Source organism: Acidovorax sp. 100, assembly GCF_003688355.1.
GTDB lineage: Bacteria > Pseudomonadota > Gammaproteobacteria > Burkholderiales > Burkholderiaceae_C > Acidovorax > Acidovorax delafieldii.
The window spans coordinates 1,631,397-1,644,821 of record NZ_REFD01000001.1 but is presented as its reverse complement, the minus strand read 5'-3'; the positions used below and the strand labels follow the sequence as shown (position 1 = coordinate 1,644,821).

Below are 13,425 nucleotides of genomic sequence, written 5' to 3'. Positions count from 1 at the left end.
ACGCTGCTCAAGCGGCGGCATCACTTTGCTGGAGCGACCACATGCTGGCGTAGCGGCCACCCAGGGCCAGCAGCTGCGCGTGCGTGCCGCGTTCGATGATGCGGCCCGCGTCCATGACCAGGATCTCGTGCGCGTCCACCACCGTGGACAGGCGGTGGGCAATCACCAGCGTGGTCTTGTTCTGCGCCACGCCCTGCAGCTCGGCCTGGATGGCGCGCTCGTTGGCGGAGTCCAGCGCGCTGGTGGCCTCGTCAAAGATCAGGATGGGCGGGTTCTTGAGCAAGGTGCGGGCAATCGCCACGCGCTGCTTTTCACCACCCGAAAGCTTGAGCCCCCGCTCGCCGACCATGGTGGCGTAGCCCTTGGGTGTGCTGGCGATGAAGTCGTGGATGCGCGCGGCGCGGGCGGCGGATTCGATCTCGTCCTGCGTGGCGCCAGGGCGGCCATAGGCGATGTTGTAGGCCACGGTGTCATTGAACAGCACCGTGTCTTGCGGCACGATGCCAATGGCCTGGCGCACGCTGGCCTGCTTCACGCTACGGATCTCCTGCCCCGCAATGGTGATGCGCCCCTGCTGGATGTCGTAGAAGCGGAACAGCAGCCGCGCCAGCGTGCTCTTGCCCGATCCCGAGGGCCCCACCACCGCCACCGTCTTGCCCGCCGGGATCTCGAAACTGATGCCTTGCAGGATGGTGCGCCCGCCCTTGGCGTCATAGGCAAACACCACGTCCTCGAAACGCACGGTGGGCTGGTCCAGCCCCGCCAGCGGCTGGGCGCCCGGGGCGTCGGCCACCTCGCGCTCCTTGTCCATCAGCGTGAACATCTTGTCCAGGTCGGTCAGGCTCTGCTTGATCTCGCGGTAGATCACGCCCAGGAAGTTGAGCGGGATGTACAGCTGGATCATGAAGGCGTTGACCATGACCAGGTCGCCCAGCGTCATGCGGCCATCGACCACGCCCTGCGTGGCGCGCCAGAGCATGGCCACCAGGCCCACGGCAATGATGAGCTGCTGGCCGGTGTTGAGCAGCGACAGCGTGGTCTGGCTTTTCAGCCGCGCGCGGCGCAGGCGCTCCAGGCTTTCGTCATAGCGGCGGGCCTCGAAGCCTTCGTTGTTGAAGTACTTCACCGTCTCGTAGTTGAGCAGCGAATCCACGGCCTTGGAATGCGCGGCCGAGTCGAACTCGTTGGCCTCGCGGCGGAACTGGGTGCGCCACTCGGTCACCAGCACCGTGAAGAGGATGTACAGCGCCAGCGCCGCCAGCGTGATCCACGCAAACCAGGCGTCGAACTTGATGGCCAGCACCGACAGCACCAGCACCACCTCGACCAGGGTGGCGACCACGTTGAACAGCGTGAACGAGATCAGCGACTCGATGCCGCGCACGCCGCGCTCGATGTCGCGGGTCATGCCGCCGGTCTGCCGCTCCAGGTGAAACCGCAGGCTGAGCGCATGCAGGTGCTCAAAGGTCTGCAGCGCAATCGAGCGCGCCGCGCCCTGCGTGGCCTTGGCAAACACCAGCTCGCGCAGCTCGGTAAAAAACGACGTGGACAGCCGCAGCGCGCCATAGGCCACCAGCAACCCCACCGGCACCACAAGCAGCGCGGCGGGATCGCCCGGCTTCAGGCTCATGGCATCGACCAGCGTCTTGAGCAGGATGGGCACGCCCACGTTGGCGAACTTGGCGCCCACCATGAAGACGATGGCGGCTATCACGCGCCATTTGTATTGCCACAGGTAGGGCAGCAATCGGTGCAGGGTGACCCAGTCCGACTGGACCGGTGCGGGACTGGCGGCCGTGCCACTGGCGGTGGCACCGGGCGCGTTGGCGGCGGCAGGGGGGGAGGTTTCGCCGTGGTGGCGCATGGGGGACAATTCCGGTTGTTGTTTTTACCGACCTGGCTGATGCCCAGGTGGCTTTTTCAGGGCGCGAGGCCTTGTGAAACCACCGGTTTCCCCAAGGATTGGCTCAGCCCCAACCGAGATTGTGCCCATGTCTGCCGTTTTCAGCCCACCACCCGCCGCATTGCCCACCGACAAGGAGCTGGTGCTCAAGGTCATCCCCATGCCCGCCGACACCAACGGCAATGGCGACATCTTTGGCGGATGGGTGATGGCGCAGGTCGACCTGGCGGGCTCCGTGCTGCCCGCGCGTTACATCCAGGGCCGCATGGCCACGGTGGCGGTCAATGAATTCATCTTCAAGCAGCCCGTGCGCGTGGGCGACATCCTGTCGTTCTTCTCGGCCATCACGCGCGTCGGCAACACCTCGGTCACCGTGGAGGTGGAGGTGTATGCCGAGCGTTTTTCTGCGCAGGGGCAGTATGTGAAAGTGACGGAGGCGCGCCTGACCTATGTAGCCATCGACCACCAGGGCAGGCCGCGCCCGGTGCCCAAGCACAACGCGCCTGCGTGAGCCGCCGAACGGAGTCGAACGGACTGACCGCGCCTATCGGGGCGCGGCTGTGAGTGCAGATCAGGCCGCCAGCGCGGCTGGCTCAGCCCTCAAGGGGGCTGCTGCCCGCTGTGTGCTGCTGGACGACGATGCGGAAAAACCGGCCTCGATCTCTCCTGCCAGCTGTCCACCCTCTTCCACCACCAGCTTGCCGTAGCGGATCTTGCCGTTGACCTTGCCGGTGCTGTAGATCACCAGCTTTTGCCGCACGGTGAGCGTGCCGTTGAACTCACCGTGGATCTCGGCAATGTCGATCTCAGCCGAGCCTTTGAAGGCGCCGTGCTCCGAGATCTGGATCACGCGCGAATCCATCGTGGCCTCGACCGTGCCTTCGACCACGAGCGTGTCGCAGTCGGTGATCTCCACGCCCTTGAGCTTGATGTTCGGGCCCACCGTGAGCTTGCTGCCCGAGCTGTCGCCGGCACTGGCCGACTTGGGGGCAGATGGAGCAGGCACCGGCTGCGCAGATGCGGCGCTGCTGGCCGCCGTGCCGCCCAATACGGAGCCTGAGGTGGTGCTGTTGCGGGGTTGGAACGACTCGGGTTCACGCTTGCCAAAGAAAGGGTTTTGCACGGCCATCAGATCTCCTTGAAAAGAGAGTCATCGTAGGTTTCGCGCCCCTGGAAAGATGCCTTCGTTACGCAAGAACGGTAACCAAACGGTTCTCTCGTAGCATGCGCTTGCAAGGCTTGCGGGATCACACATCCCGCGCACGGGAGCGCGGCCGAATCAAGAAACGATGTAAGCCGCAGCCCCCGCCGACATGATCTGCCCATCCGGCCCCAGAAACTCCATGCGTGTCGTGGCGACACGCGAGCCCAGCCGCAACACCTGCGCGCGCAGCTCAAAGTGGCTGCCAATGCCCGGGCGCAGGTAGTCGATGCGCAGGTCGATGGTGCCCAGCTTGGCAAAGCGGTGCAGGCGCTGCTCGGGCGGCTCGTCCAGGTGCTTGGCGCCAATCGCAGCCATCACGGCCAGCCCGCCCATGGCGTCGAGCCCCGCACTGATCACGCCACCGTGGATGCGGTTGTAGGCGTAGTGACCCACCAGGTCGGGCTTCATGTCGATGCGTCCCACCACGCCGTCAGGCGCCAGGGCGGTTACTTTGAGCCCCAGGACCTGGTTGAACACGATCTTTTCTTCAAAGATGGACTTGAGCCCGGCGATGAACTCGGGCTCAAAAGCCTGTGGCTGGGGGGAAATGGTTTTGCTCATGGTGTGCTGTGTGCGGACCTGCAGCGCGCTGCGCCCACCGGTCCGATGACTCCTGTTTTTATAGCTGCTGGCGCTTGATACACCGGCACCTGGAGGCATTTTGACTTAAAACTGGCCGTGGCGTCCCTGCCCAGCCGCAAAACGCGAGGCGCCACGCAGCGCGTCGGCCAGGCATTCGCGGCCACCCGCCCACTCCTGCAGCAAGGCCTGCTGCAAAGGCAAGCCCTCGGCGGCCAGCGCGCTGGCGCGGTCTGCGCGCAGGGTGGCCTGCGGGAAGGCGGCCAACTGATGAGCCAGCACGAGGGCGGCCTCCAGCGCCTGCCCGGCAGGCACCACGCGGTTGCACAGCCCCATGCGCAGGGCTTCGGCCGACTCCACCTTGCGCCCGGTCAGGATCAGGTCGAGCGCGTGCGACAGCCCGACAACGCGCGGCAGGCGCACGGTGCCGCCATCGATCAGCGGTACGCCAAAACGGCGGCAGAACACGCCCATGTACGCGTCCTCCGCCATCACGCGCAGGTCGCACCACAGCGCCAGCTCCATGCCGCCAGCCACAGCGGCGCCTTCGATCGCCGCGATCACCGGCTTGGACAGATGCAGGCGGCTCGGCCCCATGGGCCCTGGTGGATGGACCGCATCGGCCGTGAAGTCCAGCGTCTCTGCGAGCGCCTCGGGCGCAACGCCGTCGGCCAGCAGACGCGCGCCCGACTGCAGATCCCAGCCCGCACAAAAATGCCCTCCAGCGCCCTGGAACACCGCCACATCGGCACTTTCATCGTGCTCAAAAGCCACGAAGGCCGCATGCAGTGCGCGGGCGGTGTCGGCATCCACCGCGTTGCGCACATCAGGCCGGCGCAATGTCACCAGCGTGACACCGCCTTGCGTTTCAACCTCTACGGACATGCGGCTCTCCTGTGGTCCGGTGCTCAGAACCTGTTCACCCACCCGACGTTACTCCTATTGCGCAGGGTGCAGCGCTGCGTCAATATCCGCCGCTACCCGCTCGCCCACCCCATCAGGGTTAGCCCCGAGTGCGGTATGCACAGCACGCGTGCACCATTATTTATGCAAAGCAATCGCTTTGTAAAAATATTCTGCAGGACCCGCGCAAGCAACGATGCACCCGGCACATGCCCACAAGGCATACGCCCCGCTCTTACCCGCTTTGCGCATCACTTATTCTGGAGAGCCAGGTGCAATTTGTGCAACTGTTGATCAGCGGTGTCTCCCAGGGGTGCATCTACGGCCTGATCGCGCTGGGCTTCGTGCTCATCTACAAGGCCACGGAGACCGTGAGCTTCGCGCAGGGCGAACTCATGATGCTCGGCGCCTTCTGCGGGCTGGCACTCATGACGGTGCTGGGCTTTCCCTTCTGGGTGGCCGTGCTCGCCAGCATCCTGGCCATGGGCTGCTTTGGCGTGGTGCTGGAGCGCGCCGTGATCCGTCCCATCCTGGGCCAGCCCGCCTTCTCCATCGTCATGCTCACCATCGGCATCGGCTACGTGCTGCGTGGGCTGGTGACCATGATCCCCAACATCGGCACCGAGACGCACACGCTGCCCGTGCCCTACAAGGACTTGTCGTTTCGCCTCGGTGCGCTGGTGCTCAATGCCGAGCAGCTGGTGGTGATCGGCGCCACCGGCGTGTTGTGTGTGCTGCTGTTTGCCATGTTCCGCTACAGCAAGCTGGGCATCGCCATGCAGGCGTCGTCGCAGAACCAGCTGGCCGCCTACTACATGGGCATTCCGGTGCAGCGGCTCAACGGCCTGGCCTGGGGCCTGGCCGCCGCCGTGGCGGCGGTGGCAGGCTTGCTGCTGGCGCCCATTACCTTCGTGCACGCCAACATGGGGCTGATCGGCCTCAAGGCCTTCCCGGCCGCTGTGGTGGGCGGCTTTGGCAGCCTGCCGGGCGCCATCGTCGGCGGACTGGTGATCGGCATCGTCGAATCGCTCTCGGGCTTCTATCTGCCCGATGGGTTCAAGGACACGGCCGCGTACATCGTGGTGCTGATCATGCTGATGGTCAAACCCAACGGACTGTTCGGCGAGAAGCTGAGAAAGAAAGTCTGACCCATGCGCTTTCTCTTCAAGACCTCGTACGAGCAAGACATTCGCCTCGCCAAGCATGGCGGGCATGTGTTCTGGTACAGCCTGCTGTGCCTGGCCCTGGTCGCCGCGCCCTGGGTGGCGCCGGAGTATTGGCTGGCGCAGCTCACCTTTGTGCTCATCTACGCCATCGTGGGCCTGGGGCTGATGCTGCTGGCGGGCTTCACCGGCTTGTTCTCGCTGGGGCACGCAGCGTTTCTGGGCGTGGGGGCGTATACGCAGGCGGTGCTCACGGGCATGGGCTGGCCGTTTGCGCTGTCGCTGGCCTGCGCTGCGGGGCTGTCGGCCGCAGTGGGCGTGGTGGTAGGGCTGCCCGCGTTGCGCGTCAAGGGCATTTACCTGGGCATGGCCACGCTGTCGTTCGGGTTCATTGTGGAAGAAGTGTTTGCGCGCTGGGAGTCGGTGACCGGTGGCAACTCAGGCAAGCACCTAGTGCCGCCACAAATCGCGGGCTACTCGTTCGAGACCACGGAGTCGTTCTACTTTTTGTGCCTCGTGATTGCGGTGGTCAGCACGCTGGCCATCCTGAACCTGCTGCGCTCACCCACAGGCCGCGCGTTTGTCGCCATCCGTGATTCAGAGATATCCGCGCAGAGCATGGGCATCCACCTCGCGCGCTACAAGACGCTGTCGTTCTCCATATCGGCCGCACTGGCAGGCGTCGGCGGTGCGTTGTACGCGCACAAGCTGCAGTTCATTTCGCCCGACCAGTTCAACATTCTGCAGTCCATCGACCTGCTGCTGATGATCGTGATCGGCGGGCTGGGCTCGGTGCATGGCGCCTTTCTGGGCGCAATTTTCCTGATCTCCATGCCACAGCTCATCTCCCTGGGCAAGGACTGGCTGCCGGACTCCATCGGCCAGTCACCCGGCCTGCAGGCGGTGGTGTACGGCGTCGTGCTGATCGCGTTTGTGCTGTTCGAGCCCATGGGGCTGTATGGCCGCTGGCTCAAGGTGCGCACCTGGCTGCAGATGTTCCCGTTCTACCGCAAGGGCTTGTTCAAGCGGCAGAAGTCGTTCCAGAAATCGGATCGCTTGAAATGAGCGCGGCGACCACTATGAACCAAGACGTGCTGCTTTCGGCGCAGAACCTCAGCGTCCGCTTCGGCGGCGTGCTGGCGGTCAACAACGTGAGCTTTGACGTGCGCCGTGGCGAGGTGTTCACCCTCATCGGCCCCAACGGCGCGGGCAAGACGACGGTGTTCAACCTCATCAGCCGCATCTACACGCCCACCACCGGCACCATCGCCTATGCGGGCCCGGGCGGGGCCCTGCTGCCACTGACCGACCAGCCGCCGCACAAGGTGGCAGGCCTGGGCATTGCACGCACCTTCCAGAACATCGAACTCTTCGAGCACGCGAGTGTGCTGCACAACCTGCTGATCGGCCGCCACACCCGGCAGCACAGCAGCCTGTGGGCCGAGATGTTCTTCACGCGCAAGGTGCGCGAAGGGGAAATTCTGGCCCGGGAGAAGGCCGAGCAGGTCATCGACTTTCTCGATCTGCAGCACTACCGCGACACCATGGTCGCCGGCCTGCCCTACGGCGTGCGCAAGGTGGTGGAGCTGGCCCGTGCGCTGTGCACCGAGCCGCAGTTGCTGCTGCTCGATGAGCCATCGTCGGGCTTGAACGTGGAGGAGACTGACGACATGGCCTTCTGGATCCAGGACATCCAGCACGAGCTGGGCATCACCGTGCTGATGGTGGAGCACGACATGTCGCTGGTCTCCAAGGTGTCCGACCGCGTGCTGGCCATGAACCAGGGCGAGGTGGTGGCGATGGGCACTCCGCGCGAGGTGCAGACGCACCCCGGCGTGGTCGAGGCGTATCTGGGCACCATCGACGATGTGAGCAACCTGCGCCGTCCAGCGGGTTCACAAATGGGGGTTCGGGCATGAGCGCCGTACTTTCCACCGTCAACACATCTGCAGCAGCGGTTGCTGCAGCTGACCAGCCCCTGCTGCGCCTGCAGAACGTGGAAAGTGCCTACGGCCCCATCAAGGCCATCCGCGGCGTGAGCCTGCAGGTGCGGCGCGGCGAGATCGCGGCCGTGCTGGGCAGCAACGGCGCAGGCAAGACCACCATCCTCAAGACCATCAGCGGCATCATCGACCCGCGCAAGGGCTCCATCGAATTCCAGGGCGCCGACATCACCGCCAACGATCCGGCGGCCATCGTGCGCCGGGGCCTCATGCATGTACCCGAGGGGCGCGAGGTGTTTGCACTGCTCTCGGTGCGCGACAACCTGCTCATGGGCGCCTACACCCGCAGCGATGCCGACGCCGTGGCCCGCGACATCGAAACGGTGTATGGCTACTTCCCCATCCTGAAGGAGCGCGCCGCGCAGGACGCCGGCCTGCTGTCAGGTGGGCAACAGCAGATGCTGGCCATCTCGCGTGCGCTCATGGCCAACCCCGAACTCATCCTGCTCGACGAGCCCAGCCTGGGCCTGTCCCCCAAGCTCACCAAGGAGATCTTCGAGATCGTGGTGCGCATCAACCGTGAGCGCGGCACCACCATCCTGCTTGTGGAGCAGAACGCCAACATGGCGCTCAACGCGTCGGACTACGGCTACGTGCTGGAGAACGGCCGCATCGTGATGGAAGACAGCTGCGAGCGCCTGCGCGAGAAGGACGACATCAAGGAGTTCTACCTTGGGATGAAAGATGTCGGCGTGCGCGGAGAGCGGCGCTGGAAGAAAAAGAAGACCTGGAGATAAGCGCAAATGTCTAACCTCTGGGACCTCAATCACATCCAGCCCGCAGGCACCGACGTGCTCGCGGGCGACACCATCGCCGCCATGTTCTGGAACGCCGTGGCCGAGCGCGGCCCGCGCGTGTGGATGCGCCAGAAGGAGCTGGGCATCTGGAAGAGCTGGACCTGGGACCAGACGGCCGACGCCGTGCGGGAGATTGCGGGCGGCCTGATGTCGCTGGGTTTTGCGCCCGGCGAATGTGCATCCATCCTGTCCAACACCAACATTGAATGGGTGCTGGCCGATCTGGCCGTGCTGAGCTGCGGCGGCGTAGCCAATGGCATTTACCCCACTGACGCGGCGGCGCAGGTGCACTACCTGAGCGAAGACTCTCGCACCACCGTGCTGTTTGTGGAAGACGATGAACAGCTCGACAAGGCCTTGGAAGTGCGCAGCAGCCTGCCCCTGCTGCGCAAGGTGGTGGTGTTCGACATGGAAGGCCTGCGCAGCCTGAACGACCCCGATGTGCTGAGCCTTGCGGGCCTGCGCGAGCTGGGCAGGGCCTGGAATACACAACACCCCGACGCGCTGATGCAGCGCGTCAAGGCCTGCCGACCCGAAGACCTGGCCATCCTGGTGTACACCTCGGGCACCACAGGCAAGCCGAAGGGTGCCATGCACACGCACGCCGCGCTCACCTACACCGTGCGCGGCTACAACACGCTGATCTCGCGCAGCGAGGCCGACGAGACCATGTGTTTTCTGCCGCTGTGCCACATCGCCGAGCGCATGGGGGGTGAATACTTCTCGCTCTATACCGGCGCGCGCCTGAACTTTGTGGAGAACCCCGACACCGTGCCCGAGAACGTGCGAGAGATCGCGCCCACGGTGTTCACCGCCGTACCCCGGGTGTGGGAGAAGTTCTATTCGGGCGTGATGATCGCGCTCAAGGAATCCACACGCATGCAGCAAGCGGCCTATGCCTGGTCGATTGGCGTGGGCACCCGCATCGCAGATCGGGTGCTGGCCGGACAGCCGGTGGGCGGTTTGCTGAAGGCGCAGTTCATGCTGGCGCGCTTTCTGGCACTCAACAATGTGCGCAAGCTCATCGGCATCCACCGTGCGCGCTTTCTGGTCACAGGCGCAGCGCCCATTTCGCCCGATCTGGTGAAGTGGTACCTGGCGCTGGGTGTGCCCATGCTGGAGGTGTGGGGCATGACCGAGACCTGCGGCGCCTCCACCGGTGTGCCTGCCAGCCGCATCAAACCCGGCTCCATCGGCCCCGCGGCCAGCTACAACGAGGTGCGCATCGACCCCACCACGGGCGAAATCCTGGTGCGCGGCCCCAATGTTTTCAAGGGCTATCTCAACCAGCCCGAGAAAACCGCTGAAACCATCGACCCCGAAGGTTGGCTGCACACGGGGGATGTGGGCCTGATCGACGCCGATGGCTACCTTCGCATCACCGACCGCATGAAGGACATCATCATCACGGCGGGCGGCAAGAACATCACGCCGAGCGAGCTGGAGAACGAACTCAAGTTCAGCCCCTACATCACCGACGCGGTGGTGATTGGCGACAAGCTGCCCTACCTCACGGTGATCATCATGATCGACCAGGAGAACGTGGAGAAGTACGCACAGGACAACGACGTGCCGTTCTCCAACTACGCCAGCCTGACCCGCACGCGCGAGGTGCAGGAGCTGATCCAGGGCGAAATCGACCGCGTGAACGCCAAGTTCGCCCGCGTGGAGCAGATCAAGAAGTTCTTCCTGCTCGACACACAGCTCACTGCCGAGGACGAAGAGCTGACACCCACCATGAAGCTCAAGCGCAAGCTGGTGCAGCAGAAGTACGCACCGCAGATTGAGGCGATGTACCGGTAGGTGCGCACATCACGCAACCGCAGGGCACGCCCATCAGGATAGGGAAAGTGCTGGTGCCCCACCCCGGGCATCGTTCTATAACGAGCAACCGAGTTCGATCCAACCAAAGGAGACGTGCCATGAAGTTTCATCACATTGCCGCGCTGGCCATCGTGGCCATGGCCGGAGGTGCTGCACAGGCGCAGCCCAGCCAGGGCGTGAGCAAGGACACCATCACGCTGGGTTCCATCCAGGATCTGTCCGGCCCGCTGGCGGGCTTTGGCAAGCAGGTGCGGCTGGGCATGATGCTGCGCGTGGACGAGGCCAACGAGCAAGGCGGCGTCAATGGCCGCAAGCTGGACCTGAAGGTGGAAGACTCGGGCTACGACCCCAAGAAAGCCGTGCTGGCCGCGCAAAAGCTCGTGAACCAGGACAAGATCTTCATGATGGTGGCGCACATCGGCACGGCGCAAAACCTGGCCGCCATGCCCGTGCAGTTCAGCAAGAACGTGATCAACTTCTTCCCGGTGACGGCCGCGCGGGAAATGTACGAGCCCTTCCACAAGCTCAAATATTCGTTTGCCGCCACTTACTACGACCAGATCCGCCTGGCAGCCCCCAAGCTCATCAAGGAAAAAGGCGCCAAGAAGATCTGCACCATCTACCAGGACGATGAATTTGGCCTGGAGGTGATGCGCGGGGGCGAGGCGGCACTCAAGTCCATGGGCATGGACTTCACCGAGAAGACCTCGTACAAGCGCGGCGCCACCGACTTCTCTTCACAGGTCGCCAAGATGAAGTCGTCCGAATGCGACTTCGTGATCCTGGGCACCATCATCCGCGAGACCATCGGCACGATTGGCGAGGCGCGCAAGACGGGCTTCAACCCCACCTTCCTGGGCTCCAGCGCCGCCTACACCGACCTCATCCACAAGCTGGGCGGCAAGCCCATGGACGGGCTGTACGCCACCATGACGGTGCAACACCCCTACCTGGATGAAGCCAGCCAGCCCATCCGTTTCTGGGCCAACAAGTACAAGACCAAGTTCAATGAAGACCCCACCGTGTTCTCGGTCTACGGCTACAACGCCATCGACGCCTTCATCAAGGCGGCCCAGAAGGCGGGCCCCAACCTGAGCACCGACAGCTTCATCAAGGCCATGGACACCATGGTGATTCCGCCCGACATGTTCGGCAGCGCCGAGGGCACCTTTGGCCCACAAAAGCGCCTGGGCAGCGATCTTTCTCGCCTGTCGCAGATCACCGATGGCAAGTGGAAGGTGGTCTCCGACTACGTCAAGCCATGAGCGCCTGACCCGCCTCCTTCAAGCCGCCTTCGGGCGGCTTTTGCGTTTCAGGGGGTGCATCCGGGCTCAGTCGGTGGCAGAATTTAACCAAGCAGTAACTTTGCATAAATAACCTGGTTGCCCCACCATGATCGAACGCACCCTCTTCCAGCCCGACCACCAGGCCTTTGCTGACAGCTTTCGCCGCTTCATCGACAAGGAAGTGACGCCCCACCACGCCGCCTGGGAAGACCAGGGCTATGTGGCGCGCGAGGTGTGGAGCCAGGCGGGCGCCAACGGCTTTCTGTGCATGAGCCTGCCCGAGGAATACGGTGGCGCCGGGGCCGACAAGCTGTATTCGGTGGCGCAGATGGAAGAGCTGGCGCGTGCAGGCACCACTGGTATCGGCTTTGGTCTGCACAGCGAGATCGTGGCGCCGTACATCCTTCACTACGGCACTGAAGCCCAGAAACAGAAGTACCTGCCGCAGATGGCCAGCGGCGCCGTGGTGGGCGCCATCGCCATGAGCGAGCCGGCTGCGGGCAGCGACCTGCAAGGCATCAAGACCACGGCCATCAAAAGCGCGGACGGATCACACTATGTGCTGAACGGCAGCAAGACCTTCATCACCAACGGCTGGCATGCCGACCTGGTGATCGTGGTCGCCAAGACCGACCCGGCGGCCGGGGCCAAGGGCACCAGCCTGTTGCTGGTGGAGCGCGGCATGCCCGGCTTTGAAAAGGGCCAGCGCCTCAAGAAGATGGGCATGAAGGCGCAGGACACGTCTGAGCTGTTCTTCAACGACGTGCAGGTGCCGGTGGACAACTTGCTGGGCGGCCCCGCCATGGAAGGGCGTGGCTTCATCTGCCTGATGGAGCAGCTGCCCTGGGAGCGCCTGCAGATCGCCATCACCGCCGTGGCCGCCGCCCAGGCCGCCATTGACTGGACGCTGGACTACGTCAAGCAGCGCAAGGTCTTCGGGCAAGCCGTGGCGTCGTTCCAGAACACCCGCCACACCCTGGCGGAACTGCAGACCCAGGTGCAGGTGGCCCGCGTTTTTGTGGACAAATGCTGCGAGTTGATCGTGCGCGACCAGCTCGACACAGAAACCGCCAGCATGGCCAAGTACTGGACGACCGACCTGCAGTGCAAGGTGATGGACGAATGCGTGCAGCTGTTTGGCGGCTATGGCTACATGTGGGAATACCCCATCACCCGCGCCTATGCCGACGCACGCGTGCAGCGCATTTATGGCGGCACCAACGAGATCATGAAAGAAGTGATTGCGCGGGCCATGGGCCTGGGTAAATAGCCGCATGCACCGCACCGTGAATAACGCAGTGCACGATGCCCTGCACAACGCCCTTCACAACGCACAAGTGGGCGCCGAATACCGCTACAGGTACCAGGCGGCGCGGGCTTCTTCGGGGCTGAGCGGCGCACCGGGGCGGCGGTCGGTGACATTCAGCCAGGAGCGCACACCCTGGCTGCCACTCAGCGCGCGCATCAGCAGCAAGCCTGCGCCAATGCCGCGTATGGCCGCCGAGCTGCGGCTGGGCGCCATGAAGGCCGCCACCGCCAGCGCACTGGATGCAGCCAGCACGACATGGTGCTCCAGCGCAAATCCTTCGCGCGTGTCGTCGTATTCGATGGCGCTGCGAGCGATGCGCTGCAATGCAGGGGATGTATTTCGTTCCATAGCCAGAAATGTAGATAGCAACCGCCGAAAGATAGTGCAAAAACCACTGCACCCGCGTCAGAAAGCACCTTGTAGTGGCGTGGGCCAGCCCAGCTGCTTCACCACG

Annotated in this window: 13 protein-coding genes; 8 read left to right on the top strand and 5 right to left on the bottom strand. The window is 64.1% G+C overall.

Features of this window, described 5'->3' with window-relative positions; all coding sequences use genetic code 11:
• Window positions 1-7: 7 nt before the first annotated feature.
• Window positions 8-1,864, bottom strand: coding sequence for an ABC transporter ATP-binding protein/permease (locus C8C96_RS07735; protein ID WP_121941958.1), 1,857 nt, complete (start codon window positions 1,862-1,864; stop codon window positions 8-10).
• Window positions 1,865-1,991: 127 nt separating this feature from the next.
• Here C8C96_RS07735 and C8C96_RS07730 point away from each other — a divergent pair, with 127 nt between their 5' ends.
• Window positions 1,992-2,414, top strand: coding sequence for an acyl-CoA thioesterase (locus C8C96_RS07730; RefSeq protein WP_015012492.1), 423 nt, complete (start codon window positions 1,992-1,994; stop codon window positions 2,412-2,414).
• Window positions 2,415-2,474: 60 nt separating this feature from the next.
• Here the strand turns inward: C8C96_RS07730 and C8C96_RS07725 are convergent, their stop codons facing one another.
• The 3 genes from C8C96_RS07725 to C8C96_RS07715 all read right to left on the bottom strand — a co-directional run bounded on the left by C8C96_RS07725 (window position 2,475) and on the right by C8C96_RS07715 (window position 4,571).
• Window positions 2,475-3,032 (bottom strand): polymer-forming cytoskeletal protein, encoded by a 558-nt coding sequence (locus C8C96_RS07725; RefSeq protein WP_121941957.1) that lies wholly within the window; start codon window positions 3,030-3,032, stop codon window positions 2,475-2,477.
• Between the two features lie 150 nt (window positions 3,033-3,182).
• The gene (locus C8C96_RS07720) at window positions 3,183-3,668 is read right to left on the bottom strand and encodes a thioesterase family protein (protein WP_056059361.1); all 486 of its coding nucleotides are present in this window, start codon (window positions 3,666-3,668) and stop codon (window positions 3,183-3,185) included.
• A gap of 105 nt (window positions 3,669-3,773) precedes the next feature.
• Window positions 3,774-4,571, bottom strand: coding sequence for a crotonase/enoyl-CoA hydratase family protein (locus C8C96_RS07715; RefSeq protein WP_121941956.1), 798 nt, complete (start codon window positions 4,569-4,571; stop codon window positions 3,774-3,776).
• Between the two features lie 290 nt (window positions 4,572-4,861).
• On the opposite strand from C8C96_RS07715, the gene C8C96_RS07710 reads away from it, so the two are divergent.
• From C8C96_RS07710 to C8C96_RS07680, 7 genes are all read left to right on the top strand, one after another.
• Window positions 4,862-5,737, top strand: coding sequence for a branched-chain amino acid ABC transporter permease (locus C8C96_RS07710; protein ID WP_056059365.1), 876 nt, complete (start codon window positions 4,862-4,864; stop codon window positions 5,735-5,737).
• Window positions 5,738-5,740: 3 nt separating this feature from the next.
• A complete protein-coding gene (locus C8C96_RS07705) occupies window positions 5,741-6,817 on the top strand; it encodes a branched-chain amino acid ABC transporter permease (protein WP_057229158.1) in 1,077 nt (358 codons plus the stop codon).
• Window positions 6,818-6,831: 14 nt separating this feature from the next.
• Window positions 6,832-7,671, top strand: coding sequence for an ABC transporter ATP-binding protein (locus C8C96_RS07700; RefSeq protein WP_121941955.1), 840 nt, complete (start codon window positions 6,832-6,834; stop codon window positions 7,669-7,671).
• Entirely contained in the window at window positions 7,668-8,492 is an 825-nt protein-coding gene (locus tag C8C96_RS07695) for an ABC transporter ATP-binding protein (protein WP_199737455.1), read from the top strand. The genes C8C96_RS07700 and C8C96_RS07695 overlap by 4 nt, the downstream gene beginning before the upstream one ends.
• Window positions 8,493-8,498: 6 nt before the next feature.
• Entirely contained in the window at window positions 8,499-10,355 is a 1,857-nt protein-coding gene (locus C8C96_RS07690) for a long-chain fatty acid--CoA ligase (RefSeq protein WP_121941954.1), read from the top strand.
• Between the two features lie 119 nt (window positions 10,356-10,474).
• Window positions 10,475-11,641, top strand: a complete 1,167-nt coding sequence (locus tag C8C96_RS07685) for an ABC transporter substrate-binding protein (RefSeq protein WP_056059375.1) — start codon at window positions 10,475-10,477, stop codon at window positions 11,639-11,641.
• 127 nt (window positions 11,642-11,768) lie between these two features.
• On the top strand, window positions 11,769-12,932 hold the full coding sequence (locus C8C96_RS07680) for an acyl-CoA dehydrogenase family protein (protein WP_121941953.1): 1,164 nt from the start codon (window positions 11,769-11,771) through the stop codon (window positions 12,930-12,932).
• A gap of 84 nt (window positions 12,933-13,016) precedes the next feature.
• Here C8C96_RS07680 and C8C96_RS07675 read toward each other — a convergent pair whose 3' ends face one another.
• A complete protein-coding gene (locus C8C96_RS07675) occupies window positions 13,017-13,319 on the bottom strand; it encodes a hypothetical protein (RefSeq protein ID WP_225581100.1) in 303 nt (100 codons plus the stop codon).
• Window positions 13,320-13,425 lie beyond the last annotated feature (106 nt).